The sequence below is a fragment of the Shewanella olleyana genome (genome assembly GCF_023283825.1).
In the GTDB taxonomy this organism is placed as follows: Bacteria; Pseudomonadota; Gammaproteobacteria; order Enterobacterales; family Shewanellaceae; genus Shewanella; species Shewanella olleyana.
This window is the reverse complement of record NZ_JAKILD010000010.1, coordinates 133,391-159,240: the sequence shown is the minus strand read 5'-3', so window position 1 is coordinate 159,240 and position 25,850 is coordinate 133,391. Positions and strand designations below refer to the sequence as shown.

26 protein-coding genes are annotated in these 25,850 nt (G+C 40.7%); 17 read left to right on the top strand and 9 right to left on the bottom strand.

Annotated elements, in window-relative coordinates; genetic code table 11:
• Positions 1–379 (top strand): integrase core domain-containing protein (locus tag L2735_RS09360; protein ID WP_248984440.1); only part of this gene is annotated, 379 nt, incomplete at its 5' end.
• A gap of 80 nt (positions 380–459) precedes the next feature.
• On the opposite strand, the gene L2735_RS09355 is transcribed toward L2735_RS09360, so the two are convergent.
• Positions 460–1,122, bottom strand: a complete 663-nt coding sequence (locus tag L2735_RS09355; RefSeq protein WP_248984439.1) for a Maf family protein — start codon at positions 1,120–1,122, stop codon at positions 460–462.
• A gap of 240 nt (positions 1,123–1,362) precedes the next feature.
• On the opposite strand from L2735_RS09355, the gene yceD reads away from it, so the two are divergent.
• From yceD to L2735_RS09305, 10 genes are all read left to right on the top strand, one after another.
• Positions 1,363–1,887 carry a 23S rRNA accumulation protein YceD gene (yceD, locus tag L2735_RS09350; protein ID WP_248984438.1) on the top strand — a complete coding sequence of 175 codons (525 nt, stop codon included), beginning with the start codon at positions 1,363–1,365 and terminating at the stop codon, positions 1,885–1,887.
• 17 nt (positions 1,888–1,904) lie between these two features.
• Positions 1,905–2,075 carry a 50S ribosomal protein L32 gene (gene rpmF, locus L2735_RS09345; protein ID WP_011496728.1) on the top strand — a complete coding sequence of 57 codons (171 nt, stop codon included), beginning with the start codon at positions 1,905–1,907 and terminating at the stop codon, positions 2,073–2,075.
• Between the two features lie 15 nt (positions 2,076–2,090).
• The gene (plsX, locus tag L2735_RS09340; RefSeq protein ID WP_248984437.1) at positions 2,091–3,119 is read left to right on the top strand and encodes a phosphate acyltransferase PlsX; all 1,029 of its coding nucleotides are present in this window, start codon (positions 2,091–2,093) and stop codon (positions 3,117–3,119) included.
• A 9-nt stretch (positions 3,120–3,128) separates the two neighbouring features.
• Positions 3,129–4,088: a beta-ketoacyl-ACP synthase III gene (locus L2735_RS09335; protein WP_248984436.1), complete on the top strand. Its 960-nt coding sequence runs from the start codon at positions 3,129–3,131 to the stop codon at positions 4,086–4,088.
• Positions 4,089–4,249: 161 nt separating this feature from the next.
• Positions 4,250–5,176, top strand: coding sequence for an ACP S-malonyltransferase (fabD, locus tag L2735_RS09330; RefSeq protein ID WP_248984435.1), 927 nt, complete (start codon positions 4,250–4,252; stop codon positions 5,174–5,176).
• Positions 5,177–5,185: 9 nt separating this feature from the next.
• Positions 5,186–5,932 (top strand): 3-oxoacyl-ACP reductase FabG, encoded by a 747-nt coding sequence (gene fabG / locus L2735_RS09325; protein ID WP_248984434.1) that lies wholly within the window; start codon positions 5,186–5,188, stop codon positions 5,930–5,932.
• A 160-nt stretch (positions 5,933–6,092) separates the two neighbouring features.
• Entirely contained in the window at positions 6,093–6,326 is a 234-nt protein-coding gene (acpP, locus tag L2735_RS09320) for an acyl carrier protein (protein ID WP_011496723.1), read from the top strand.
• Between the two features lie 198 nt (positions 6,327–6,524).
• Complete coding sequence (gene fabF, locus L2735_RS09315; protein WP_248984433.1) at positions 6,525–7,769, top strand: beta-ketoacyl-ACP synthase II; 1,245 nt, start codon at positions 6,525–6,527, stop codon at positions 7,767–7,769.
• Positions 7,770–8,056: 287 nt separating this feature from the next.
• Positions 8,057–8,542: an acyl-CoA thioesterase gene (locus L2735_RS09310; protein WP_248984432.1), complete on the top strand. Its 486-nt coding sequence runs from the start codon at positions 8,057–8,059 to the stop codon at positions 8,540–8,542.
• A 139-nt stretch (positions 8,543–8,681) separates the two neighbouring features.
• Positions 8,682–9,554: an NAD(P)-dependent oxidoreductase gene (locus L2735_RS09305; protein ID WP_248984431.1), complete on the top strand. Its 873-nt coding sequence runs from the start codon at positions 8,682–8,684 to the stop codon at positions 9,552–9,554.
• Between the two features lie 141 nt (positions 9,555–9,695).
• On the opposite strand, the gene L2735_RS09300 is transcribed toward L2735_RS09305, so the two are convergent.
• Entirely contained in the window at positions 9,696–11,204 is a 1,509-nt protein-coding gene (locus tag L2735_RS09300) for a methyl-accepting chemotaxis protein (RefSeq protein WP_248984430.1), read from the bottom strand.
• A 382-nt stretch (positions 11,205–11,586) separates the two neighbouring features.
• On the opposite strand from L2735_RS09300, the gene pheS reads away from it, so the two are divergent.
• The 4 genes from pheS to lpxM all read left to right on the top strand — a co-directional run bounded on the left by pheS (position 11,587) and on the right by lpxM (position 16,394).
• Entirely contained in the window at positions 11,587–12,570 is a 984-nt protein-coding gene (gene pheS / locus L2735_RS09295) for a phenylalanine--tRNA ligase subunit alpha (RefSeq protein WP_248955343.1), read from the top strand.
• A gap of 15 nt (positions 12,571–12,585) precedes the next feature.
• Complete coding sequence (gene pheT, locus L2735_RS09290; protein ID WP_248984429.1) at positions 12,586–14,973, top strand: phenylalanine--tRNA ligase subunit beta; 2,388 nt, start codon at positions 12,586–12,588, stop codon at positions 14,971–14,973.
• Between the two features lie 4 nt (positions 14,974–14,977).
• A complete protein-coding gene (gene ihfA, locus L2735_RS09285; protein WP_055024430.1) occupies positions 14,978–15,277 on the top strand; it encodes an integration host factor subunit alpha in 300 nt (99 codons plus the stop codon).
• 181 nt (positions 15,278–15,458) lie between these two features.
• Positions 15,459–16,394: a lauroyl-Kdo(2)-lipid IV(A) myristoyltransferase gene (gene lpxM, locus L2735_RS09280; RefSeq protein ID WP_248984428.1), complete on the top strand. Its 936-nt coding sequence runs from the start codon at positions 15,459–15,461 to the stop codon at positions 16,392–16,394.
• Positions 16,395–16,563: 169 nt separating this feature from the next.
• On the opposite strand, the gene L2735_RS09275 is transcribed toward lpxM, so the two are convergent.
• The 6 genes from L2735_RS09275 to L2735_RS09250 all read right to left on the bottom strand — a co-directional run bounded on the left by L2735_RS09275 (position 16,564) and on the right by L2735_RS09250 (position 22,351).
• Positions 16,564–17,694, bottom strand: coding sequence for a ribosomal protein uL16 3-hydroxylase (locus L2735_RS09275; protein ID WP_248984427.1), 1,131 nt, complete (start codon positions 17,692–17,694; stop codon positions 16,564–16,566).
• Between the two features lie 92 nt (positions 17,695–17,786).
• Positions 17,787–19,157 (bottom strand): adenylosuccinate lyase, encoded by a 1,371-nt coding sequence (gene purB / locus L2735_RS09270; RefSeq protein ID WP_248984426.1) that lies wholly within the window; start codon positions 19,155–19,157, stop codon positions 17,787–17,789.
• Between the two features lie 40 nt (positions 19,158–19,197).
• Positions 19,198–19,818 carry a high frequency lysogenization protein HflD gene (gene hflD, locus L2735_RS09265; RefSeq protein ID WP_248984425.1) on the bottom strand — a complete coding sequence of 207 codons (621 nt, stop codon included), beginning with the start codon at positions 19,816–19,818 and terminating at the stop codon, positions 19,198–19,200.
• Positions 19,819–19,821: 3 nt separating this feature from the next.
• Positions 19,822–20,940 (bottom strand): tRNA 2-thiouridine(34) synthase MnmA, encoded by a 1,119-nt coding sequence (gene mnmA, locus L2735_RS09260; protein ID WP_248984424.1) that lies wholly within the window; start codon positions 20,938–20,940, stop codon positions 19,822–19,824.
• A 180-nt stretch (positions 20,941–21,120) separates the two neighbouring features.
• A complete protein-coding gene (locus tag L2735_RS09255) occupies positions 21,121–21,600 on the bottom strand; it encodes an NUDIX hydrolase (protein ID WP_248984423.1) in 480 nt (159 codons plus the stop codon).
• Between the two features lie 91 nt (positions 21,601–21,691).
• Positions 21,692–22,351 carry an rRNA large subunit pseudouridine synthase E gene (locus L2735_RS09250; protein WP_248984422.1) on the bottom strand — a complete coding sequence of 220 codons (660 nt, stop codon included), beginning with the start codon at positions 22,349–22,351 and terminating at the stop codon, positions 21,692–21,694.
• Between the two features lie 284 nt (positions 22,352–22,635).
• Between L2735_RS09250 and L2735_RS09245 the strand changes: the two genes are divergently transcribed.
• Entirely contained in the window at positions 22,636–24,861 is a 2,226-nt protein-coding gene (locus tag L2735_RS09245) for an NADP-dependent isocitrate dehydrogenase (protein WP_248984421.1), read from the top strand.
• A gap of 239 nt (positions 24,862–25,100) precedes the next feature.
• On the opposite strand, the gene cspD is transcribed toward L2735_RS09245, so the two are convergent.
• The gene (gene cspD, locus L2735_RS09240) at positions 25,101–25,307 is read right to left on the bottom strand and encodes a cold shock domain-containing protein CspD (protein ID WP_055024439.1); all 207 of its coding nucleotides are present in this window, start codon (positions 25,305–25,307) and stop codon (positions 25,101–25,103) included.
• Positions 25,308–25,502: 195 nt separating this feature from the next.
• On the opposite strand from cspD, the gene clpS reads away from it, so the two are divergent.
• Positions 25,503–25,811 (top strand): ATP-dependent Clp protease adapter ClpS, encoded by a 309-nt coding sequence (gene clpS, locus L2735_RS09235; RefSeq protein ID WP_102528713.1) that lies wholly within the window; start codon positions 25,503–25,505, stop codon positions 25,809–25,811.
• The last annotated feature ends 39 nt before the right edge of the window (positions 25,812–25,850 follow it).

Here is a 25,850-nt window from a genome sequence, read left to right as displayed (position 1 = left end):
TGAGATGAAAGCAACCGACGTCGTCAAAGCGTTAGACATGACAATAAACAATCGGCAATATCGACATTGCGCGATACATCATTCTGACCGAGGATTGCAGTACTGCTCTGCAGTATATCAAGCAGCATTGCAAAAAGGTGACATCCGAGCCTCAATGACAGATGGCTATGATTGTTATCAAAATGCACTGGCAGAACGTATAAATGGGATTTTAAAACAGGAGTTTTTGTTATCTGCGTGCAGTACTCTAAATGAATTAAAGCAGCTCGTTGAAGAGTCGATTTTTATATACAATGAATTGAGGCCACACTTGAGCTTAGGAATGAAAACGCCAAATCAAGTGCATAAAAAAGACCAGCAGCAAACGCTACTGGTCTAATATAAACCGTCAACCTATTTCAGGACGGGACAATAAGTTTAAGAGCCCTGCTATTTCTTTGCGTTAGTATAACCCGCAATTTAAAGAACATTAATTTGATGCTGCTTAAGTAATTTTATTAACTTTATTAATGGTAACCCAATTAACGTATTGGGATCGTCTCCTTCAAGTTTTTCAAATAACGCAATCCCCAATCCTTCTGCTTTAAAACTGCCAGCACAATATAAAGGCTGTTCTAATTCAACGTAGTGGCTAATTTCAGCCAAGGTTAAATGTCTAAAATGAACGGTAAAGGGTTCAACTAGACTAAATGCTTGCATGGTTTGGTTATGGACGACACTCAGACCAGTATAAAAGGTAATGGCTTTTCCTGAGGCTTGCTGCAATTGCTTAATTGCTTTTTCAGTTGTGTGTGGCTTGCCAATGATGTTTCCATCAATAACAGCGACTTGATCAGAACCAATAACCACAGCTGACCGTTCTTTAGTATTAGTAGTATTAGTAGTATTAGTATTAGTAGTATTAATATTAGTAGTAGAGTTCTCTGCAGCTTGGTTATTATATAACGCTACGCCGGCGCGGGCTTTTTGTTCAGCTAGTCGCAATACTAATGCTGATGCGGTTTCATCTGCTAACGGCGTTTCGTCGATATCGGGTGATAAACAATCGAAGGGAAGTTGTAATTTTTCTAGAATTTGTTTGCGATAAACAGAGGTAGAAGCCAAGATGATTTTACTATTCATGTTACGTCTTTCATGTATTTAGATATTTACGACTATAATAAGTCAAAATTGGGTTCAAATGCAGTAAATTTAGTCGGATCGCGCTTGTGATCGCAGGCTGTCACAGGTAATATTTCGCTTCGATCAATTTTAATGTTGGCGTTTTAGCAAATTGTTCATTTTGTTTGGTTAAGCAATTAACCACAATTTGGATAAATTTCCTTTGACTCTAGCGTTTTCAAACTATAATATGCGCGCCTTATGCAAACAGTAAAGATACCAGTATCAATTGATCCTATTCGAACTGCTGCCAGCGGTCTTCGTTATGAAGGTGTTGTGCCAGGCAAACAGAATAAGCGATTAAACGAATTAAGTGCTGGCGATTGTTCCGATGTGACAGTGTCGTTAGAATGTGGCGTCGATATTCAGGGGATAGTCTACCTTCGCGGGAAGGCTGTGACGGAGCTCACTCTGCTATGTCAACGTTGTATGACACCATATACCACAGAGGTTACGGTCGACTTCTCCTTTGGTCTTTGTAAGACACAAGAAGAAATCGATGAGCTCCCGGATGCGTATGAGCCGATTGAGTGCAATGAAATTGGTGAAGTTCGTCTGCATCAATTGGTCGAAGATGAATTGATAATCGCTATGCCAATTATTCCTATGCATCAGAATGCTGATTGCAACTTAGGAACAAGTGACATAGCTGTAGGCGAAATCGAGCCCTCTCAAGAGGAGCGTCCAAATCCGTTTGCAGTGTTAGAAAAACTGAAGAGCAAGTAATCTAGGAGACAAGTCAAATGGCTGTACAACAGAATAAAAAATCACGTTCAAAGCGCGGCATGCGCCGTTCACACGATGCATTGAGCACTGCTCAATTATCTGTAGACGCTACTAGCGGTGAATTACATCTACGTCACAACGTGACTGCTGATGGTTTCTACCGCGGTAAAAAGGTTATCAACAAGTAATTTGTTGCTAATCTTATGACGGATCTGACGCTCGCGTTAGATGTGATGGGGGGCGATAATGGCCCCCTCGTCACAGTGCCTGCAGCCTTGCAGGCACTGAAATTCAATTCTCAACTATCCATTATTCTAGTCGGCAATCAAGCTGAAATAGATCCTTTTCTAGTTGATATTGACAGTGCCATTCGTGCACGCATTCAAATTATTCATACCACTGAAGTTATCACCATGTGTGATAGACCTATCCAAGCTATTCGTTCTCGCAAACAAAGTTCAATGCGTTTGGCGTTAGAATTAGTTAAAGATGGTAAAGCGCAAGCGTGTGTTAGTGCCGGTAATACGGGTGCGCTAATGGCATTAGCTAAGATTTTGCTTAAAACGCTTCCTGGCGTTGATAGGCCCGCTTTGGTGAGTAGGTTACCTGCTATTACAGGTAAACCTGTTTATTTATTAGATCTAGGCGCTAACGTTTCCTGTGACTCTGAAACCTTATTTCAGTTTGCTGTCATGGGCTCAGTTTTATGTGAAGCTGTCCATAAACGCGCTAGACCTAAAGTTGCATTATTGAACGTCGGTATTGAAGACGTTAAGGGCAACGATCAAGTCCAACAAGCTGCGCAGTATCTAATGGATACTGAACAAGTCAATTACACAGGGTTTGTTGAAGGTGATGAAATATTCACTGGAACAGTCGATGTAATTGTCTGCGATGGCTTTGTTGGCAACATCACTTTAAAAACATCTGAAGGCATTGCTAAGCTGTTAGTGCACCAATTAAAACGTGGTCTGACGCAAGGTTTGTTCATTCGGATGTTGTCTAAACTCCTCGCTCCACGTATACAATCAGTGCTCAGTAAGATGAACCCCGACCACTACAATGGCGCAAGTCTGATAGGATTGCGCGGAATAGTAGTAAAGAGTCATGGAAACGCTGATGAAGCGGCTTACTTACAAGCAATCAATTTAGCTGCAACAGAAGCAAAACGTCGTCTTCCGGAAATGATTAAAGATCGTCTGGAGACGATTCTTTTAGACATCAATAGCTGATCTCATTATATGCAAACAAAAATTCTCGGAACTGGTAGTTATCTACCGGTGCAAGTTCGTAGTAACCACGATCTAGAAAAAATGGTCGAAACTTCAGATCAATGGATTGTGGAGCGTACAGGTATTTCTGAACGTCGCATTGCTGCAGAAGACGAAACCGTTACCACAATGGGTTATCAAGCAGCGTTAAAAGCATTAGAAATGGCAGGTATTGAAGCCGGTGACCTAGACATGATTGTCTGTGGTACTACTAGTGCCAGTAATGCTTTCCCTGCTGCAGCTTGTGAAATTCAAAAACTACTCGGCATTCATACTATTCCAGCTTTTGATATTGCGGCGGCCTGTTCGGGCTTTGTTTACGCTTTGTCAGTTGCTGATCAGTTTGTCAAAACTGGGGCAGCCAAAAAAGTCTTAGTTATTGGCGCTGATGTGCTTTCGCGCCTGTGTGACCCTGATGACCGTACAACAGTGATTTTATTTGGTGATGGCGCAGGTGCCGCTGTTATTGGCGCAAGCGAGCAGCCAGGTATTATTTCTACCCACATTTATGCTGATGGTCGCCAAGGCGATTTATTAAAGTGTTCATTTCCTCCTCGTGCTGCTGAGTCATCTGAAGCTGTTAGCTTTATGACGATGAAAGGTAATGATGTATTTAAGTTTGCCGTTACCCAGCTTTCTCATGTGGTGACTGAAACCCTGCGCATTAATCATATCGATAAGTCAGAAATTGATTGGTTAGTTCCACATCAAGCGAACTTTAGAATCATTAAAGCGACTGCTAAGAAGCTTGATATGAGTTTAGACAAAGTGGTGTTAACCCTTGCTAAGCATGGTAATACTTCAGCTGCATCTGTGCCTATTGCATTAGATGAAGCGGTAAGAGATGGTCGCATTCAACGTGGTCAACTGATTTTATTAGAAGCATTTGGCGGCGGTTTTGCTTGGGGCAGCGCACTTGTGCGTTTTTAGTTTTAGTGCACGGGTAAGATTCTAGATTTATTGTAAAAACGTCAGTAGTATATTTTTAGTTTTTGAACAGAGTCATCTTTAACTAACTGTTCTCAAAGTTTAGCGTATTTATAACTGACGAAAATTTCATTTTTTATGAACGAATAAAGGTAATTAATATAATGGAAAATATGGCTTTTGTTTTTCCTGGACAAGGCTCGCAAGCCGTTGGCATGTTAGCTGACTTAGCTACAGACTTTCCGATAGTGACTGAAACGTTTGCTGAAGCAAGCGCAGTGTTGGGTTATGACCTATGGGCATTAACCCAGGATGGACCAGCAGAAAAGCTAAATGAAACTGATAAAACGCAACCTGCATTATTAACAGCAAGTGTTGCTATTTTCCGCGCTTATCAAGCAAGTGGAGCATCGCAGCCAGCTTTATTGGCTGGGCACAGTTTAGGTGAATATTCAGCATTAGTGTGTGCAGGAGTTATTGAATTTGCTGATGCGGTTAAATTAGTTGAATTACGTGGTCAACTTATGCAACAAGCAGTACCTGCAGGTACTGGCGCGATGTTTGCTATTATTGGTTTAGACAATGATGCCATTGCTAAAGCATGTGAAGAGTCTGCAAATGGCGCTATTGTCAGCCCTGTTAACTTTAATAGTCCTGGTCAAGTTGTCATTGCAGGTGAAAAAGAAGCCACCGAAAATGCTGCAGCAGCGTGTAAAGCTGCTGGCGCTAAAATGGCTGTAGCATTGCCAGTTAGTGTGCCATCTCACTGTGCATTAATGAAACCTGCTGCTGATAAATTAGCGTTAGCATTAGATGCTCTGACTTTTAATGAGCCAAAAATCAATGTGATTAATAATGTCGATGTTGCTATGCCAACTGCAGCAAGCGACATTAAAGACGCATTAGTTCGTCAACTTTATTGCCCAGTACGCTGGAGTGAAACTGTTGAATTAATGGCAACCAAAGATATTACAGATTTAGTAGAAATGGGCCCAGGTAAAGTATTGACGGGTTTAACAAAAAGAATTAATAAATCATTAAAGGGGCAGGCGGTAAACAACGCTGCGTCTTTATCTGCTTTAATCCAATAAGGAATTGTCATGAGCATTAGCTTTAATTTAACCGGTAAAGTAGCATTAGTTACTGGTGCAAGTCGCGGTATTGGTCGCGCAATTACTGAAACCTTAGTAGAAGCCGGCGCAGTGGTTATTGGTACTGCAACGAGTGAGAAAGGCGCTGCAGCTATTCAAGACTACCTCGGCGATAAAGGTCATGGTTTAGTGTTAAACGTGACTGATAAAGAATCAGTTGCGCAATTATTCGCTCAGATCAAAGAAAAAGCCGGTGATGTTGATATTCTAGTTAACAGTGCAGGTATCACGCGTGATAATTTATTAATGCGTATGAAAGACGATGAGTGGCAAGATATTCTTGATACCAACCTAACGTCGCTATTTAGATTATCAAAACCTGTTATGCGCTCTATGATGAAAAAACGTAATGGTCGTATCATCAATATTGGTTCAGTTGTAGGAACCATGGGCAATGCAGGCCAAGTGAATTACTCAGCTGCTAAAGCTGGTTTGATCGGATTTACAAAATCTCTTGCAAGAGAGGTTGCATCTCGTCAAATAACAGTGAATGCTATTGCACCAGGTTTCATTCAAACTGACATGACAGATGAGCTAAATGAAGAACAACAGCAAGCTATCATGTCACAAGTGCCAATGGAGCGTTTAGGGCAAGCACAAGAGATTGCTAACGCTGTTTTATTCTTAGCATCTGATTCTGCAGCATACATAACAGGTGAGACCCTGCATGTAAATGGCGGAATGTACATGGTTTAATCGCCTCCAAAGGCAACGACTTTTATTGAATCTGGTTTGATATCAAAGTATGATAATTTTCGTGGTTAGACCACGAAAACTAAGCTTGCATTGTCAGCTGGATCGAATAAACTACTCGCAATCTTACGCAAGTGTGTAATTTGAATAGGAAAGAAAACTAATGAGCAACATCGAAGAACGTGTAAAGAAAATCATCATTGAGCAACTTGGCGTTAAAGAAGAAGACGTTAAATCAGCTGCATCATTCGTAGACGATTTAGGTGCAGATTCTCTGGACACTGTTGAATTGGTTATGGCTCTAGAAGAAGAGTTTGATACCGAAATCCCTGATGAAGAAGCTGAAAAGATCACTACTGTTCAAGCAGCGATCGATTACGTTTCAAAAAATCAGTAATCCCAGATTCACAAAAACAGGTGGCATTTATGCCGCCTGTTTTTGTTTCTGAAGTCGATACTTTTCGACTAGACTTAATTTCCAAAGCGTTAATCCTTCAGTTCGAACCTTATCTGCCCAATGCAACTAGCCATTGGTGATGGATTAACCCTATTCTTTATTTTTGGCTTATGCCTATCTATTTCAAAGGTGAATGCTGTGTCTAAACGTCGTGTTGTGATTACAGGCCTAGGACTAGTTACTCCAGTGGGTAACGATGTTGATTCTTCTTGGCAGTCTTTATTAGCTGGTAAAAGTGGTATCGCACCCATTACTAAATTTGATGCAACTGAATTCGGTACACGTTTCAGTGGCTCTGTTAAAGATTTTGACGTCGAGCAGTACTTATCTCGCAAAGATGCTCGTAAGATGGATTTATTTATCCAATACGGCATGGCAGCTGGTATTCAAGCTATGAATGATTCAGGCTTGGATATGGAACATGAAAATCCTTCACGTGTTGGCACCGCGATTGGTGCAGGCATGGGTGGTATGCCTTTGATTGAGCAAAATCATTCGGCTTTAATAAAAGGTGGCCCTCGCAAAGTGTCTCCGTTTTTTGTTCCTAGTACCATTATTAATATGATTTCTGGTCATTTATCCATTAAATACGGTATGACGGGGCCTAACTTTGCCGTTACTACCGCGTGTACTACTGGCGTACATAATATTGGTTTTGCAGCACGTACAATCGCTTATGGTGATGCAGATGTGATGGTTGCTGGCGGCGCAGAAGATGTGACTTGCCCTCTAGCTGTTGCAGGTTTTGGTTCGGCTAAAGCCTTATCAACTCGCAATGACGACCCTGTTGCTGCAAGTCGCCCATGGGATAAAGACCGCGATGGTTTTGTTATTGGTGACGGTGCAGGGGTGATGGTCATGGAAGAATACGAGCATGCTAAAGCACGTGGCGCCAAGATTTATGCTGAATTGGTTGGCTTTGGTATGAGTGGTGATGCATTCCATATGACATCGCCTCCAGCTGATGGCGCAGGCGCTGCAGCAGCAATGGTGAATGCCATTAATGATGCTCAAATTGCCAATGAAAAAGTGGGCTATATTAATGCTCATGGCACATCTACGCCAGCAGGTGATAAAGCAGAAGCTGCGGCGGTTAAATCTGTATTTGGCGCTCATGCTTATGATTTATTAGTGAGTTCAACAAAATCGATGACTGGTCATTTGTTAGGCGCAGCAGGCTCAGTCGAAGCGATTGTGACGATATTGGCTTTACGTGATCAAATTGTACCTCCTACTATCAACTTAGATAATCCTGATGAAGGTTGCGATTTAGATTTTGTAGCTCATAAAGCAAAAGAACATACGTTCGATTACGCTTTGTGTAATTCATTTGGCTTTGGTGGCACAAATGGCTCGCTTTTATTTAAGAAAGGCGATGCATAGTCATTGCTCTAGCAATGCGTCTTAAAAGTTGAAATCAGCATTTACATGCGTTTCACAATGCTTAAGCAGTAACTTAGGTTACTGCTTTTTTTATGTTTAAATATTGACGTATTCTAGTGTTTAATTTTAATTATTGCTCAATAGTAAATTGTCGATACTGCGATATATTCTAATATAAATAGATATTCGCTAATGTTATGACTAATTTATTACAAAGCTGATGTTTTTAACGTTTTAAGTTTAAAAATACCGTAAACTGAGGCGATATAAGTCATTTAGGAGGCATTATGGCCGGTGTAGATAGAGAGATTACGTTACGTTTTTTGGCTGAACCTGCAGATGTTAATTTTGGCGGTAAGGTCCATGGCGGCGCGGTAATGAAGTGGATCGATTTAGCGGCATATGCTGGTGCAGCAGGATGGAGCGGCAAATATTGTATTACGGTTTACGCTGGCGGTATTCGTTTTGTTAAGCCTATCCATGTGGGTAATATTGTCGAAGTGAGTGCCAAAGTCATTTATACCGGTACTTCGTCAATGCATTTAGGCATTGATGTAAAAGCTGGCGATCCTAAAGAACCAGAGCGTCATTTAACAACCCATTGTATTGTGATCATGGTTGCAGTGGATGACGATGGCAAGCCTACTTCAGTACCTGAATGGATCCCTCAAAATGAAGATGATGTTCGTTTAAGAGATTCTGCATTGAGATTAATGGACATGCGTAAGCGTATTGGCGCTGAAATGGAAGCCCATGTTAAACCAGCACTTTAATTTGTAGCTAACGTATTTTTAGGGCGTAAATTTTCAGAGTGCTAATTTTTGAGAGTTAAATCGCATTTAATGAAGGCCTGCTAATTTTCAAGCATTTTTAGCAAAGCTCAACAGGCCTTAAAATAATAAGAAGGAAATTATGGCGAAGGTAGCATTTATCGGACTTGGCGTGATGGGATACCCTATGGCGGGACATCTTGTAAAACAAGGTCATCAAGTTACTGTTTTCAATCGCACCACTGCAAAAGCAGAACAATGGGCAAAAGATTACCAAGGAGAGTTCGCGTTAACACCTGCGTTAGCCGCACAAGGACAAGATATTGTGTTTACCTGTGTCGGCAATGATGATGATTTACGACAAGTCATTCTTGGTGATAACGGTGTTATCCACGGAATTAAATCGGGTGCGGTTTTAGTTGACCATACTACGGCATCAGCTGATGTTGCCCGTGAAGTTGCTGCAATACTTGCTGATAAAGACATTGAGTTTATGGATGCGCCAGTATCTGGTGGCCAAGCTGGTGCTGAAAATGGCGTGTTGACTGTGATGATGGGCGGTAAAGAGAGTGTATTTAATCAAGTAAAACCTGTTATTGAATCATACAGTCGCTGCGCAGAGTTATTAGGTGATGTTGGCGCTGGTCAGTTAACTAAAATGGTTAATCAAATTTGCATTGCAGGTGTTGTGCAAGGTTTAGCTGAAGGACTACATTTTGCTAAAAGTGCAGGACTTGATGGCTTAAAAGTCGTTGAAGTGATCAGCAAAGGGGCTGCACAAAGCTGGCAAATGGAGAATCGTTATCAAACTATGTGGCAAGGCGAGTATGACTTTGGTTTTGCGATAGATTGGATGCGTAAAGATTTAGGTATCGCTTTAGAAGAGGGCAGACGTAACGGTAGCCATTTGCCTGTCACCGCGTTAGTCGATCAATTCTACTCAGAAGTGCAAGCGATGAAGGGTAATCGTTGGGATACCTCTAGTTTATTGGCGCGACTTGAAAAGAATCGTTAATAATTGCGTTATTAGTTGTACTTTTGCTATGAATTAAAAATGCTCGTCACATCAGTGACGAGCTTTTTAGTATTAACTTTTAGCTTTTTTAATACTAGATTTTAAGATCAGAATTAACGTGAAACTCAAATTAGTATTTGACTATATTTTTAATCCAATCATTAACTTATCAAGTTCTTCAGCAGTGCTATTGAGCTCATTACAACCCGACACAGATAGATTAGCCGCTTCTTCAACATTGTGAGATTGATTTCTAATTTCCATTAAATTAGAAGCGATTTCGTTAGCCACTGCTGACTGTTCTTCTGCCGATGTGGCAATTAACACACTCATTTCAAACACTTTGCCACTGTGATGGGCAATGCTAGCTAAATCTTCGCCGGTTTGCAGTACATGTTTCTTGCCTTCCTCAGCTTGATCAACTGTACGTGACATGACTTGGGTAAGATTTTGAGTGCCTGATTGTAATGCTTCAATCATGGTTTTAATCTCAACGGTTGCTGATTGAGTGCGTCCAGCAAGGGTTCTAACTTCGTCTGCCACAACAGCGAAACCACGGCCTTGTTCACCAGCGCGCGCAGCCTCAATAGCCGCGTTGAGTGCTAATAAGTTAGTTTGTTCAGAAATAGCATTAATGGTCGTTACCACAGCATCAATTTTACTGGCATTATCATTGAGTTCATTGACTGCATCAGATGCGCCAGCAATTTCAGTTGAGAGTAAATCAATTGCTTGAACAGTGGTTTCAATATCATTAGAGCCTGCTGTCACTTGATTGTTAGCTTCTTGAGTTTCTGATGATGATTGTTCCGCGTTGCGAGCAACTTCTTTCACAGCTGCTGTCATTTCTTCCATTGCGGTAGCTAGTGAGTCTAAATGCTGACGTTGATTCACTGCGACGGTTTGTCCATCTTCAGCAGTGGCTCTAAAGCCTTGCACAACATGCCTGATTTGTTCAGTTGCTTGAGTCATTTGCAAGACAAGTTTGTGCTGCCTATCTACTAATTCATCAACACTAATGGCAAGTAAACTGAACTCGTCAGGCACTTCGAAGAAATTTAAACGACTGGTCAAGTCACCGCTGGTTGCTCTACGAAGGGCCATTACAGTGGTATAAAGTGCGCCACCGATAAAAGTAGAAATGTAATAAGAAAATAATAAGATAATCAGAATGATAATAACCATCAGCAAATAAGCGTTATTGTTATCACTGCTGGTTTTGTCATCAATCAATTGGTGTGGGATTTTAGTTGTTATAACAATGTCGTGAGCATTAACTGAACTGAGTACAGTATAGCCTGAGTTTGACTCGATGGAGCCACCACCTTGGCGAGCAATTTGTTGTTCTTGTCGACTAAGCGAGTTGATATTGACAACTCGACTTGAGCCATCTAAATCTGAAAGAAAGGCTTGCTTTTTATCCTCTTCTAACAGATTAAATGCGACTTCAACCGCATGGTTGTAGGTGTTATTTAGCGAGACAGCTTCTTCTACCTCAGCTTTGGCTAAGGTAGTTTTAAAACTTGATGTTAACGAAAATGTAAGTAATAAAATCAGTGTAATAGGAACAATTGCTAGGATGGTAAACTTTGCTTTAATGGATAACTTAATCAAATACTGATCAACCCACCTAAATTTTACTTCTTTCATTTTTGCCTCATATTTTATTCTTGCTTTAAGCCTGTATCGGATATAAATCGATAAACTTTAGATTGATTTGTATCAGTTCTGATACAAGTTCTGACTTACTTTCAAACTGAGCCATTTCCGCTTAATCACTGATGATGGGTGTTGAATATCGTTTGAATATTTTAATGTTTTAACAAAATGAAGCTAACTCATGATAATGCAGGAGTTTACTGGCTTTAATTGCAATAAATGCTAGTAAAATTAGCCTAGGTCACGTAAAATCCCATCTTTTGTTTTAACCCCAAGCTTTAGGTGTAATCTAACATTAACACCTAAACTAATATGTCGTCTGAATCTAGACGCCCAAACGCATTTGATATGCAAGAATGCAGTGGAAGATATAATGCAGCAGTTAACTGAGATCGTAGAACAAGCCTTAGAAGTAATCGCTAAGGCCAGTGATCTAAAGACATTGGATGATATCCGTGTCGACTACCTTGGTAAGAAAGGTAAGATCACTGACATGATGAAATTGATGGGTAGCTTAAGTCCAGCAGAAAAACCTGCTTTCGGACAAGCAGTCAACAAAGCTAAACAAGCGGTTCAGAAAGAACTTTCTGAGCGTATTGAAGGCTTAAAGTCTGCTGAATTAGAAGCACAACTTATCGCTGAACAAATCGATGTGACCTTACCTGGTCGTACAATTGAATTGGGTGGTTTACATCCAGTGACGCGTACTATCGAACGTATTGAAACTTTCTTTGGTGAATTAGGCTTTTCTGTTAAGAACGGCCCTGAAATTGAAGATGATTTTCATAACTTTGATGCATTAAACATTTCAGAGCATCATCCGGCTCGTGCTGATCATGACACTTTCTATTTTAACCCTAAAGTGATGCTTCGTACGCAAACTTCAGGTGTTCAAATTCGTACTATGGAACACGAAAAACCGCCTTTACGCATTATTTCTCCTGGCCGTGTTTACCGTAATGATTATGATCAAACTCATACACCTATGTTCCACCAAGTGGAAGGGTTATTAGTTGATGAGAAAGTTAACTTTGCTGAGTTAAAAGGCATTTTGCATGACTTTTTACGTAACTTCTTCGAAGAAGATTTAGAAGTCCGTTTCCGTCCATCTTACTTCCCGTTTACAGAACCTTCTGCCGAAGTTGATGTAATGGGCAAAAACGGTAAGTGGTTAGAAGTATTAGGTTGCGGCATGGTGCACCCTAATGTACTTCGCAGTGTCGGTATCGACCCTGAAAAATACTCTGGTTTTGCTTTTGGTATGGGTGTTGAGCGTCTAACAATGCTGCGTTATGGCGTGAATGACTTACGTGCCTTCTTCGAAAACGATTTACGTTTTCTTAAGCAATTCAAATAACGGAGCAATATAAAGATGAAATTCAGTGAATCTTGGCTTCGCGAGTGGGTTAATCCTTCAGTAAGCCGTGACGAGTTATCTCACCAAATTACTATGGCTGGTCTTGAAGTAGACGGCGTAGACGCAGTAGCGGGTGAATTTAGCGGTGTGATTGTGGGTGAAGTGGTTGAATGTGGCCAGCACCCAGATGCAGACAAATTACGTGTTACTAAAATCAATGTTGGCGCTGATGAGCTCATCGATATTGTTTGTGGTGCGCCAAATTGTCGTTTAGGCCTTAAAGTTGCAGTTGCTATGGTTGGCGCAGTCCTTCCTGGTGACTTTAAAATTAAGAAAGCCAAACTACGTGGTCAACCATCATTCGGTATGTTGTGTTCATACGGTGAGCTAGGTATCGACATCGAAAGCGATGGCATCATCGAATTACCTACTGACGCACCAATTGGCAAAGATGTTCGTGAATATCTAGACCTAAATGATGCAGTTATCGATGTTGATTTAACTGCAAACCGCGCGGATTGTCTTGGTATGGCAGGTCTTGCTCGTGAAGTTGGTGTGTTAAACCGCGAAGCGGTGACTGAGCCAACTTGGGATGCCGTGACAGCAACCATCGACGATAAAGTTGCGATTAATGTTATCGATGCACAAGCTTGTCCTCGTTACTTAGGCCGAGTAGTTAAAAACGTTAACCTTGCTGCGCCAACGCCATTATGGATGCAAGAAAAACTACGTCGTAGCGGTATTCGTTCAATTGACCCAATCGTTGATATCACGAACTACGTATTAATTGAATACGGTCAGCCTATGCATGCATTTGACTTAGCCACCTTAACCGGTGCTATTCAAGTTCGTTTGAGCGATGGCGTTGAAAAGCTAACCTTATTAGACGGTAACGAAGTTACTGTGCCTGATGACACTTTAGTTATCGCTGATGACAGTGGTTCTATTGCGCTTGCGGGTGTGTTTGGCGGCGAAAAAACAGGTGTGACTGAGAAGACTCAAGATATTTTGTTAGAGTGTGCGTTCTTTGCTCCTCTTGCGATTATGGGTAAATCACGTCGTTTAGGCCTACATACAGACGCTTCACACCGTTTTGAGCGTGGTGTTGACCCTGAATTACAACACAAGGTAATGGATCGCGCTACTCGCCTTGTATTAGATATTTGTGGCGGCGAAGCAGGCCCTGTAGAAGAAGCTGTAACTGAAGCTAATTTACCTAAGCCAGTTAACTTAACGCTTCGTCGTAGTAAACTAGATAAGATTTTAGGTCATCATATTCCTGATACTGATGTGACTGAAATCCTTGAACGTTTAGGTTTTGCTGTAACTGCCAATGCAGAAACATGGGACGTTGTGACTGCAACTTACCGTTTCGATATGGCGATTGAAGAAGATTTGATTGAAGAAGTAGCACGTATATACGGATACAACAATATCCCAAATATCGCTCCTGTTGCTTCGTTAACCATGTCTGATCATAAAGAAGCTGATATTTCGTTACGTAAAGTACGTAATGTGCTAGTTGCTCGTGGTTTTCAAGAAGCTGTCACTTATAGCTTTGTTGATCCTAAGCAACAAAATCTTATTCACCCAGATGCGCCAGCAATGATTTTACCAAATCCAATTTCGGTAGAAATGTCAGCTATGCGCCTTTCTATGTTCACTGGATTATTGACGTCGGTAGGTTATAACCAAAGCCGTCAGCAAGGTCGTGTACGTTTATTTGAGACTGGTTTACGCTTTGTACCTGATGCAAAAGCAGATTCTGGTGTTAGACAAGAAGCGATGATTGGTGCGGTGATTTCTGGTGTTCAAAATGATGAACATTGGTCAATGGATTCAAAAACTGTCGACTTCTTTGATTTAAAAGGCGATTTAGAATCAATTATCGGCTTGACAGTTTCGACTTCTGAATTTACTTTTAGAAGTGCAACACATTCAGCTCTTCATCCGGGGCAATGTGCTGAAATATTAAGAAATAATCAGGTCATTGGTATCATTGGTGCTGTCCATCCTAGTTTGGAAAAGCCTTTTGGACTGAATGGTAAAACAATTATTTTTGAGTTAGAACTGGACGCTTTACTGCATGCCAGTTTGCCGCTAGCCCAGACTGTATCTAAGTTTCCTGCAAATCGACGTGATATTGCTGTTGTTGTCGAAGAAGAAGTTTCTGCAACTAATGTTATGAATTTGATAAGAAAAGTTGGCGAAAATCAGTTGGTTGGCTTAAACTTGTTCGACGTATACCGAGGTAAAGGTGTTGAAGCAGGCAAAAAGAGCCTAGCAATAGCACTTACATTACAAGACATTACTCGTACGCTTGAAGAAAAGGACATAACTGAAACTGTTGATTCAGTTGTATCTGCACTTAAGACCGAGTTCAACGCATCGTTGAGGGACTAAAAGTATGGCACTTACCAAAGCCGAAATGGCAGAACATCTTTTTGAAACGCTAGGCATTAACAAACGTGTTGCCAAAGAGATGGTTGAGTCTTTCTTTGAAGAAATTAGAGAAGCACTTGAAAGTGGTGAGCAGGTCAAGTTATCTGGCTTTGGAAACTTTGATCTGCGCGACAAGAATCAAAGACCGGGAAGGAACCCAAAAACTGGTGAAGATATTCCAATTTCAGCTCGCCGTGTTGTGACGTTCCGTCCAGGACAAAAGTTGAAAACTCGAGTCGAAGAATCAAACTCGGCTAAGAAATAGTTTCGCTTTATTTAAAAAGCCACTCAATTGAGTGGCTTTTTTGTTTTCTAAGGTTAATTAATCCATGCCCATTCTACAGGGCGGGTTAAAAATATCGTGCTGTGAGTAGCAGAAAATTGTTATTATATCTCTTTGGCACCGCTATTCATTTCACTACGCTGATGTAATTTTGAGGTTTCTTTTGGCTAGACAAGCAAAACATTTCGATCGTCGATTTACTCTTTCTTTGTTACACCCTAGATATTGGGGCACTTGGTTTGTCATTCTGATTTTATTTTCATTTGGTATTATGCCAGCTTGGCTGCGCGACCCCATCTCGCGGCTGCTTGCCAAGCTTGTTATGTCGATTGCTAAAAAACCAATTAATATCGCACGAATTAATATGCGTACTTGTTTCCCAGATAAGTCGGAAGCTGACATTGATGCCTTGATTAAAGACAATGTCGACATGTTTGTTCTAACATTAATGTCGCAAGCCGAGTTGTTATTGCGATCTAACGAACATATTAAACGCCGCGTTTCCATCGACGGGTTTGAGCATGTCGAAGCTGTAAGACAAGCAGGGCAGCCGATGATATTCATTATGCCTCATGTGTGGCCGATTGATTATGCTGGGATCAGACTTAATATCGAACTGCCAATGGTTACCATGGCTAAAGCTCACAGGAATGGTCTGTTTAACTGGTTTAGTAATCGATTACGTAGTAGTCAAAACGGCCGTGTTTACATGCGAGAGGCCGGTATACGCGCTCTAATCAGTGAATTACGACAAGATAACAGTTTTTTTTACTTACCAGATGAAGATTTAGGCCCTGAGCAAAGTGTGTTCGCGCCATTGCTTGGGACGGTTAAAGCCACTTTGCCAGTGGTTGGCCGTTTGGCTCAAGCTGGAAAGGCGAGGGTTTTACCGGTAAAGATTGGATATGATAAACAGGCTCGCCAGTTTAAGTTGACGATTATGGAAGCGGTAGCACCTGAAGATATGCAGGGAAAAGATAACGAAGCCATTGCACTTAACAAAATGGTTGAGCAAGTTATTAACGCATATCCTGAGCAATACATGTGGTTTTTGAAATTTTTAAAAACGCGTCCAGCAGGTGAGCCTAAACTCTATTAATTTTTAATGAATGAAATGGTTTTGTTCACAGTGACAAAAAGGCACTAAAGTTAAGAAGAGATAACCTTAGTGCCTTAATACTTAATATAATTGCCTTTATTTATATTAGTTTCTTTATATTAGTCCCTTTATATTAATACCTTTTGTTTAGGGTCACTTCAATGAAGACTTACTCAGAAAAATAATACCACCCTTGATTGATAAACTGAGTTAACAATGTCATTAGAGCAGGTTGTTGACGCCAAGTTGATAAAATCGCTTGTTCAATAAAATGTTCATTAGCAATCATTGCAACAATTTCAGCATCGATACCTTCGACACTGACAACCTCACCATTAACATACAATTGTGCCTGATTGTCTGCTTCTAGTTTCAGTACTTTCAAACCACCAATACGCTGAATATTCGCGCCATCTTCAATGGCTTCAATAATATCAGTTTCTGAAATGGCTTGTTCAAAGGGATTAAGGTCTAATTCGAAGCGATTTTGGCTGAGAAGTTTGCCTAATACTGTTTGGTATTGAGCAGGATCTTGTGCTAATTGTGATAGCAACTCCATCATGCCTTGTTGCTGTTGTTGGCTAACTAAACCTTTATTGGCCACTTCTTCAGTGGATGTGAAACGTTGCTTACCGAGGTTGTTATCAATCAGTGAGTCAGCCATTTCTGTTAATAGCTCTTGCTGACTAGGCGCTCTAAAACCAATTGAATAACTTAACGCAAGTGTTAACGTTTCGCCGCAATGTGGGTAACCCGGCGGGATATACAGCACATCGCCCTTAGTTAATACCACATCAATAATGGGTTCAAAATCATCGACTAATGGGCTGCTTTTATCGCCGCCTCGTTGTTGGTGATTGCCAATATCACCTACTTGCCAGCGACGCTCGCCTTCGCCTTGAATGATAAACACATCATAATTATCAATATGAGGCCCAACACCACCTTTAGGCGTTGCAAATGACACCATCAAATCGTCAAAACGCCAGTCTGGTAAGAAGCGAAATGCTTCAACTAATGGCTGAGAATCAGGGTACCAATGGTTAACGGCTTGAACTAACAGTTGCCAGCCATCTTCACCGTATTCATCAAAATCTTCGAATGGTCCTTGAACCACATTCCAACCCTGAGATTGTGTTTGCACAATACGTGAAGAAATATCTTCTTCCATTGCTAAACCCGCAAGCTCATCGGCGGAAATCGGATCTTCAAATTCATTAAAGGCATTTTTAATGACTATTGGTTTCTTTTGCCAATATTCACGGGTGAATTTTACGGTATCAAAATTTAATGTATACATAGTATTAAAAAAGGCGACAGCTCATACGAGGTGTCGCCATTCCTTATTCAGTGAGCAAGTATGTAAGTTACTGCTCTAAAGTGATTGTTGAATTACTTTAATTCGTCAACAAACGCTTCAGCACGGCCAATGTAGTTAGCTGGTGTCATTGTTTTAAGTTCAGCTTTAACACTATCCGGAAGCGCTAAACCATCGATGAATAAAGCAAGTTGCTCACCATCAATACGCTTACCACGGGTCAGTTCTTTTAACTTCTCATATGGCTTTTCGATACCGTAACGACGCATAACGGTTTGTACTGGCTCAGCCAATACTTCCCAGTTTTTGTCTAATTCAGCTAAAAGGTTCGCTTCGTTAACTTCTAGTTTGCTGATGCCTTTCATTGTCGCTTGATAAGCAATCAATGAGTGAGCCATACCAACACCTAGGTTACGTAAAACGGTTGAATCCGTTAAATCACGCTGCCATCTTGAAACCGGTAATTTAGCGGCCAAATGCTGCATAAGTGCATTCGCAATGCCCAAGTTACCTTCAGAGTTTTCAAAATCGATAGGGTTTACTTTATGCGGCATGGTAGAAGAACCAATTTCGCCAGCAATAGTACGCTGCTTGAAGTGACCCATTGCGATGTAACCCCAAATATCACGATCGAAATCGATTAGGATGGTGTTAAAACGTGCTACAGCATCAAAAAGTTCAGCAATGTAATCATGCGGCTCAATTTGAGTTGTATAAGGGTTCCAGTTAATGCCAAGACTTGTCACAAAGCGTTGTGACAACTCATGCCAGTTAACTTCTGGGTAAGCAGAGATGTGTGCGTTGTAGTTACCTACTGCACCATTGATTTTACCCATGATTTCAACAGCGTTGATTTGGTTTAGTTGACGTTCTAAACGAACTGCAACGTTTGCCATCTCTTTACCCAAGGTAGTCGGTGAAGCAGGTTGACCGTGAGTACGAGACATTAGCGGTACTGATTTGTTATCAGCAGCTAACTTTTTAATAGCATCAACAATTTCTAAGCACTGTGGTGCTAACACTAATTCACGCGCTTCTTTAAGCATTAGTGCGTGAGATAAGTTGTTAATGTCTTCTGAAGTACAAGCAAAGTGAACAAATTCGTCGATCGCAACTAATTCAGCGTTATCGGCAATTTGTTCTTTAATGAAATACTCAACCGCTTTAACGTCGTGGTTGGTGGTTCTTTCAATTGTTTTAACGCGTAATGCGTCTTCTTCGCTGAAGTTATCCTTGATGCTATCCAGTAAGATTAATGCTTCTTCACTGAATGGCGGAACTTCTTCAATCTCTGGGCAGCTTGAAAGTAGTTTTAACCAGTTAATTTCAACTTGAACACGGTATTTAGTTAAACCGAATTCGCTGAAAATACCTCGTAAAGAGGTGGTTTTGCTACCATAACGACCGTCTATCGGAGAGATAGCAGTCAGTGCAGAAAGATCCATTTGAAGCTCCTTGATGAACTTTTGTTGTAGGGTGATACGATTAATTATTTTTACGGCTGCTAATAGCAGTATCCACAATGGCTTTACGGGCAAAAACCAGATGACGACGTTTGCCACCTAATTGACGCCATAAAACAGCACTGCGCATAGCTGATAGAAGTAAAGCACGGATTTTTTGTTGTACTTGCGGTTGTTGCAAGCAAGCTGGATTACCAGAAATTTGTAGTTTAGGGCCAAGCTCACTGATCACATCGCTATAGATGCTTGCTAAGCTCGCAACGATTTGCTCATCAGTAATGGCAAAATGATGCAATTGTCGGTGAACTTGGTTAATACGCTCAGCTAGCATGCCTAGGCCGTTGGCAGAACGTGCTAGTTTACGTTCTAGTGCGAGCATGCCAACCAAATAACGTGTTGTTTCAACGTCTTTGCTATTACCGTCGCCTAATTGATTTTCAATTAGCTGGTAGCCTTTATTGAGCGCTTGTTTATCTTGATAGATATCAGAAATTGATTCTGGATCTGTCACCATGATGGTGTTCAAACTTGCCGCCATGGCTGTCTCGTCTGACTCACCATGACGGGCGAGGTGTTGAACTTGAGCAATAGCTTGTAAAATACCTGCAAACGCCATTGTGCGTTCAAATAATACTTGGCTCACGCTCTATCCTCTAATTAACGTATCGATAATGCCGCCGCCCAAACAGACTTCACCATCATAGAAAACTGCTGATTGACCTGGCGTTACCGCTGCAACTGGCTCATCAAATATCACTTTAATGTTGTCTTCGCCTTCTGTTGTGACAGTACATTTGACATCTTGCTGGCGGTAGCGAGTTTTAACGGTAATGGTTGCTGGCGAAATAGGGCCTTTGCGGTCAACCCAGTGTAATTGGCTCACAAGCATGCCGTGTGACATCAGGCGAGGGTGATTACCGCCTTGAGCAACAATAAGAACATTACGTAATAAATCTTTCTCAACCACATACCAAGGGTTGTCATTGCTATTTTTTAAGCCGCCAATCCCTAAACCTTTACGTTGTCCAAGAGTGTGGTACATCAAACCTTGGTGAGTACCAATCACTTCACCTTCAGCTGTTTCAATATCACCAGGTTGCGCAGGTAAGTATGTGCCTAAGAAATCAGTAAACTTACGTTCACCAATAAAGCAAATACCTGTGCTGTCTTTCTTGTCGTGGGTGATAAGACCCATTTCTTTAGCGATATCGCGAACTTGGAATTTTTCTAAGTCGCCAACTGGGAATAAGCTTTTAGCAACTTGTTTGTCACTTAACGTATAAAGAAAATAGCTTTGATCTTTATTGCCATCAATACCACGTAGCATTTGAGTGGTGCCATCTTCGTTGTCGCGGCGACGAACGTAATGGCCCATAGCAATGTAGTCAGCATCTAGAATTTCATCAGCGAATTCTAAAAATGCTTTGAATTTGATTTCTTTGTTGCACATGATGTCAGGGTTCGGTGTACGACCCGCTTTGTATTCTTCAAGGAAATGCTCAAACACATTGTCCCAGTACTCTGATGCGAAGTTAACCGTGTGCAATTTGATGCCGAGTTTGTCACAGACTGCTTGTGCGTCTTTTAAATCTTCAGCTGCAAGACAATATTCATCCGTATCATCTTCTTCCCAGTTCTTCATAAATAATCCTTCAACCTGATAGCCTTGCTGCATAAGCAAATAAGCTGAAACTGAAGAATCTACACCGCCGGACATGCCTACGATGACTTTTTTACCATTTGAATTGGGATTGATTGATGTCATAAAACCTAAAAACCAGTGAATTTACGGATACAAGAGATGATCATGTGGTCGACGATAGCGCTTTTCAAGTCGCTAGGTATTTGCCGCCATAAATAAATGTAAAACTCGACCTTTAAAATAGACCTTTAAAATCGATGAAAAACATCACGAAAATCTCAAAAATGTGCGGCGCATATTCTATCACGCATTGTTGTTGTCGGCTATCATCTGCAGGTCACTATTAATCAGTGATAATGGGCTGTGAGCTTTATGTAAATAGTCCTCGATGCATTTAATCACCAAAGGGCTTCTAAGTTGATGTTTACGAGACTTTATTTCATCTAAAGTAAACCAGTGGCAAGCCTTAATCGCTTCATCTAAAGGCTGGCAATCTATCAAGTTTTCAGACTCTGCTGCGAAGGTAAACCGTACAAAAGCCAATTGCTCATCTGCACTGAATTGATAGATACCAATCAAGCCTGCTAATTCAATATCTAACCCAGTCTCTTCATTAACTTCTCGTTTACAAGCCTGTGGAATTGATTCTAGAGCCTCAATATGACCGGCAGGTTGATTGAAACGAACTTCACCTTCAATGATTTCTTCGACTAATAAAAACTTCTGTTGGCAATGGATCACACAAGCCACAGTGGTATTGGGTTTGTAGCGTTGCTGAGTCATTGAATTATCCTATTTTAGTTGTGAACACTAATCCCAAACACGCTGAAGCACTTTGGGGCCACTTCATTAGTCAGTTTATTTAATATGAAAATTATTGAGCAATCGTCTTGTACTGGCCATTTTTAATATCATCTAAACTCCATTGACCTATTTTATAGCGAATTAATCTTAAAGTAGGGTGGCCAATATGGGCTGTCATTCTTCTAACTTGTCTATTGCGACCTTCACAAATTTGAATCTCTAACCAAGTTGTTGGAATTGATTTTCGTTCGCGTACTGGTGGCGTTCTGTCCCATATTTTGGGTTCATCCATAATGGTAACTTTAGCTGGTAGAGTCATTCCATCTTTTAATTCAACACCTTGGCATAAATCTTTTATCGCTTGTTCACTCGGAACCCCTTCGACTTGAGCCCAGTAGGTTTTAAATGTTTTCTTTTTGGGCTGGGTAATTTGAGCTTGCAGCTTACCGTCATTAGTGAGTAACAATAATCCTTCGCTATCTCTATCCAGTCTGCCTGCAGCATAAACACCTTTTACCGGAATAAAATCTTTTAAGGTTTGCCTTCCTGACTCATCAGTAAATTGACATAGCACATCAAACGGTTTGTTAAATAACACTATTATTGGATTTTCTACCGCTTTTTTTACAGGGCGCTTTGCCATTTTTCTGTTATTGTTGGCTGGCTTTTTAGTTGTTCTGGCAAATGCCGGTTTAGTACTAAATCGTTTTGCTTTGTCATTTGCTGGCATACATAAGCCTTTTTATGGGCGAAATTGAATTATTTTGCATAGTTTACTTGGCATTGGGCCTTAGTGGAATTTGAATCTGCGAGATAATGATCTATGATGTTGGCCTAAAAAATGTGATCTGTGCCCACTTTTGTTACCACAGCCACAGTTTATTTTTCTATTTTCATATGGATGTGTGCCGCAAATAAATAGACTTCGACAACAAGATTGAAGCTATTTTAGGTAGTTACTTATTACAATAATAATTTATAAAAACTTTTTATTTCAATAATGTAGGAAAAAGCATGAAAGATAACTCTCCAACGATCATTTATACTGAAACTGATGAAGCGCCAGCATTAGCAACGCTTTCATTACTCCCTATCATCCGCACATTTACCAATGCCGCTGGTGTAAAAGTTGAGACCCGAGATATATCTTTATCAGGCCGTGTCATTGCAAATTTCCCTGAAAAGTTAACTGCTGAACAGAAAATCTCTGATGCATTAACTGAATTAGGTGTGATGGCTGGGACTCCTGAAGCCAATATTATTAAGTTACCTAATATCAGTGCTTCAATCCCTCAATTAAAAGCCTGTATTGCAGAGCTTCAAGCTAAAGGTTATGACATTCCGAATTACCCGGATGAGCCTGCAACAGATGCTGAGCGTGAAGTTCAAAGCCGTTATGACAAAATTAAAGGTAGTGCAGTAAACCCTGTATTACGTGAAGGTAACTCAGATCGCCGCGCACCGACATCGGTTAAAAACTATGCTAAGAAAAACCCACATTCAATGGGTAAATGGGCAAGTGATTCACAGTCTCATGTTGCGCATATGTCAGAAGGTGACTTCTACGGTAGTGAGCAGTCAGTAACAATATCTGATGCTGACACTGTTAATATCGTACTGACTCAAGCTGATGGCCAAGAAGTTTCCCTAAAGCAAGGTCTACCTTTGCTTGCTGGTGAAATTATTGATACTGCTGTAATGAGCAATAAAGCATTACAAGCATTCTATGAGCGTGAGATTGAAGCAGCTAAATCTGAAGATGTTTTATTATCTCTTCACTTAAAAGCGACCATGATGAAAGTGTCTGACCCAATCCTATTTGGTCATGCAGTAAAAGTATTCTTCAAAGACGTCTTTACTAAGCATCAAGCACTATTTGATGAGCTAGGTGTTGATGTTAACAATGGTTTTGGCGACGTATACGCTAAAATTGCATCTTTACCAGAAGCACAACGCGCTGAAGTTGAAGCGGATATCGCAGCTGTTTACGCCAAGCGTCCTGCACTTGCGATGGTTGATTCTGATAAAGGTATCACCAACTTGCATGTACCTAGCGACATCATTATTGATGCGTCTATGCCTGCTGCAATTCGTTCTTCAGGTAAAATGTGGGGACCAGACGGTCAACTAAAAGACACCAAAGCAATGATCCCAGATCGTTGTTACGCCGGTGTTTACCAAGAAACGATTTCTTTCTGTAAAGCCAATGGCGCATTTAATCCAACAACTATGGGCAGTGTGCCAAACGTTGGTTTAATGGCTCAAAAAGCGGAAGAATACGGTAGCCATGATAAAACATTTGAAATTGCATCAGCGGGTGTTGTTAAGGTAATCAATAGTGCGGGTGACGTACTGATGAGCCACAACGTCGAAGTGGGTGACATTTTCAGAATGTGCCAAGTTAAAGATGCACCAATTCGTGACTGGGTTAAACTAGCTGTCAAACGCTCTCGTTTAAGCAACACGCCTGCAATTTTCTGGTTAGATAGCAATCGTGCCCACGATGCACAACTAATCAAAAAAGTTGAATTGTACTTAAAAGATCACGATACAACAGGTCTTGATTTACAAATCCTAGCGCCAGTTGAAGCAACTCGTGCAACACTTGCCCGCGTTCATGAAGGGCTGGATACAATTTCAGTTACAGGTAACGTATTACGTGATTACTTAACTGATTTGTTCCCAATTCTTGAACTAGGCACAAGTGCGAAAATGCTTTCAATTGTTCCGTTAATGAATGGCGGTGGATTATTTGAAACGGGCGCAGGTGGTAGTGCGCCAAAGCATGTTCAACAGGTTGAGAAAGAGGGGCACTTACGTTGGGATTCATTAGGTGAGTTTTTAGCGTTAGCGGCTTCTTTAGAGCATTTAAGCCAAACTGAGAATAACCCGAAAGCACAAGTATTAGCGGATACGCTTGATACGGCTATTGGACAGTTCTTAGATAGCAACAAGTCTCCTTCACGTCGTGTCGGTGAACTTGATAATCGTGGTAGCCATTTTTACTTAGCAATGTACTGGGCTCAGGCATTATCAGTACAAACTACAGATAAAGAACTTGCTGCTGAATTTGCATCATTAGCTGAAGCATTAACCACCAATGAAGCTGCAATCGTTGCTGAGCTTAATGATTCACAAGGCCCAGCAGTTGATTTAGGCGGTTATTTCCGTTTAGATGCTGCAAAAGCTGAAGCGGCTATGCGCCCAAGTGCATTATTGAACTCGTTCATTACTGCATAACGCTCTAGAAAAAGTAAAATCCCATTATAAAAACAGAGACAATTGTCTCTGTTTTTTTGTTTTTGCTGAAAATAAAATATTTTTACTATGAAACTATGCGGATTTGTGTAAGTAAATTTGTCAATAATGTGGACGTGCTGTGCGTTTTTTGAGCAAACGAATTACTAATTACAATATTTTTGATAAATAAAAAAGGCAGAGATTAAAATCTCTGCCTTTTTGTTTTATAGTTTCACCGACTATTTAGTTGGTGAAATGGCTGAAGCATGCATCCCTTTAGGGCCCTGCTCAGTTTCGAAATCCACTGGTTGGCCCGCTTTTAGCGTTCTGTAGCCTTCCATTTCGATTGTTGAATAATGCGCAAATACATCTTCGCCACCCTGATCTGGGCAAATAAACCCGAATCCTTTGGCGTTGTTGAACCATTTAACAGTTCCGCTTGCCATACTTCCACTTCCTTCTGTTGTCTACTTACCAGTAAGATAGTAAAACTTATTTTTATCAGCGGTCTCTTTTGCCGCCTCCAAACAGAATGAAATTTGTACGAAAAGATGTCAAGTAAAAATTAACAATATGACAACATTTAATTAATTTAATAATATCAATTGGTCTTGTACCAAACTAGAGGCTAGTATTAACTCATGGGTAGATTAGGCAGCGTAGAGCACACAGAAGAACGTGTTGAATCGGAGCTACAACCACCTTCAATGTACAAAGTCGTATTAAATAACGATGATTACACTCCGATGGATTTCGTGATAGAAGTGTTACAACGCTTTTTTAATAAGGATGAACAACAAGCCACCGATATTATGTTGGCTATCCATCACCAAGGTAAGGGAATATGTGGTGTTTATTCGTTTGGCATTGCTGAAACGAAAGTGTTACAAGTAAATCAATTTGCCAAAGAAAATCAACATCCATTATTGTGTTCATTAGAAACAGCATAATGAATTTGTTGATTATCTAACGGTAACTCTGCAGTTTAT

Bases quoted from the DNA above. Each gene is read 5' to 3' on its own strand.
- L2735_RS09355 (WP_248984439.1), bottom strand. From the start codon at position 1,122: ATGAATAGTAAAATCATCTTGGCTTCTACCTCTGTTTATCGCAAACAA.
- L2735_RS09250 (WP_248984422.1), bottom strand. From the start codon at position 22,351: ATGCCAGCAAATGACAAAGCAAAACGATTTAGTACTAAACCGGCATTT.
- yceD (WP_248984438.1), top strand. From the start codon at position 1,363: ATGCAAACAGTAAAGATACCAGTATCAATTGATCCTATTCGAACTGCT.
- fabD (WP_248984435.1), top strand. From the start codon at position 4,250: ATGGAAAATATGGCTTTTGTTTTTCCTGGACAAGGCTCGCAAGCCGTT.
- fabG (WP_248984434.1), top strand. From the start codon at position 5,186: ATGAGCATTAGCTTTAATTTAACCGGTAAAGTAGCATTAGTTACTGGT.
- purB (WP_248984426.1), bottom strand. From the start codon at position 19,157: ATGGATCTTTCTGCACTGACTGCTATCTCTCCGATAGACGGTCGTTAT.
- clpS (WP_102528713.1), top strand. From the start codon at position 25,503: ATGGGTAGATTAGGCAGCGTAGAGCACACAGAAGAACGTGTTGAATCG.
- L2735_RS09245 (WP_248984421.1), top strand. From the start codon at position 22,636: ATGAAAGATAACTCTCCAACGATCATTTATACTGAAACTGATGAAGCG.
- cspD (WP_055024439.1), bottom strand. From the start codon at position 25,307: ATGGCAAGCGGAACTGTTAAATGGTTCAACAACGCCAAAGGATTCGGG.
- L2735_RS09310 (WP_248984432.1), top strand. From the start codon at position 8,057: ATGGCCGGTGTAGATAGAGAGATTACGTTACGTTTTTTGGCTGAACCT.
- mnmA (WP_248984424.1), bottom strand. From the start codon at position 20,940: ATGACATCAATCAATCCCAATTCAAATGGTAAAAAAGTCATCGTAGGC.
- pheS (WP_248955343.1), top strand. From the start codon at position 11,587: ATGCAGCAGTTAACTGAGATCGTAGAACAAGCCTTAGAAGTAATCGCT.
- L2735_RS09305 (WP_248984431.1), top strand. From the start codon at position 8,682: ATGGCGAAGGTAGCATTTATCGGACTTGGCGTGATGGGATACCCTATG.
- ihfA (WP_055024430.1), top strand. From the start codon at position 14,978: ATGGCACTTACCAAAGCCGAAATGGCAGAACATCTTTTTGAAACGCTA.
- rpmF (WP_011496728.1), top strand. From the start codon at position 1,905: ATGGCTGTACAACAGAATAAAAAATCACGTTCAAAGCGCGGCATGCGC.
- acpP (WP_011496723.1), top strand. From the start codon at position 6,093: ATGAGCAACATCGAAGAACGTGTAAAGAAAATCATCATTGAGCAACTT.
- L2735_RS09275 (WP_248984427.1), bottom strand. From the start codon at position 17,694: ATGTATACATTAAATTTTGATACCGTAAAATTCACCCGTGAATATTGG.
- L2735_RS09255 (WP_248984423.1), bottom strand. From the start codon at position 21,600: ATGACTCAGCAACGCTACAAACCCAATACCACTGTGGCTTGTGTGATC.
- L2735_RS09300 (WP_248984430.1), bottom strand. From the start codon at position 11,204: ATGAAAGAAGTAAAATTTAGGTGGGTTGATCAGTATTTGATTAAGTTA.
- pheT (WP_248984429.1), top strand. From the start codon at position 12,586: ATGAAATTCAGTGAATCTTGGCTTCGCGAGTGGGTTAATCCTTCAGTA.
- L2735_RS09335 (WP_248984436.1), top strand. From the start codon at position 3,129: ATGCAAACAAAAATTCTCGGAACTGGTAGTTATCTACCGGTGCAAGTT.
- plsX (WP_248984437.1), top strand. From the start codon at position 2,091: ATGACGGATCTGACGCTCGCGTTAGATGTGATGGGGGGCGATAATGGC.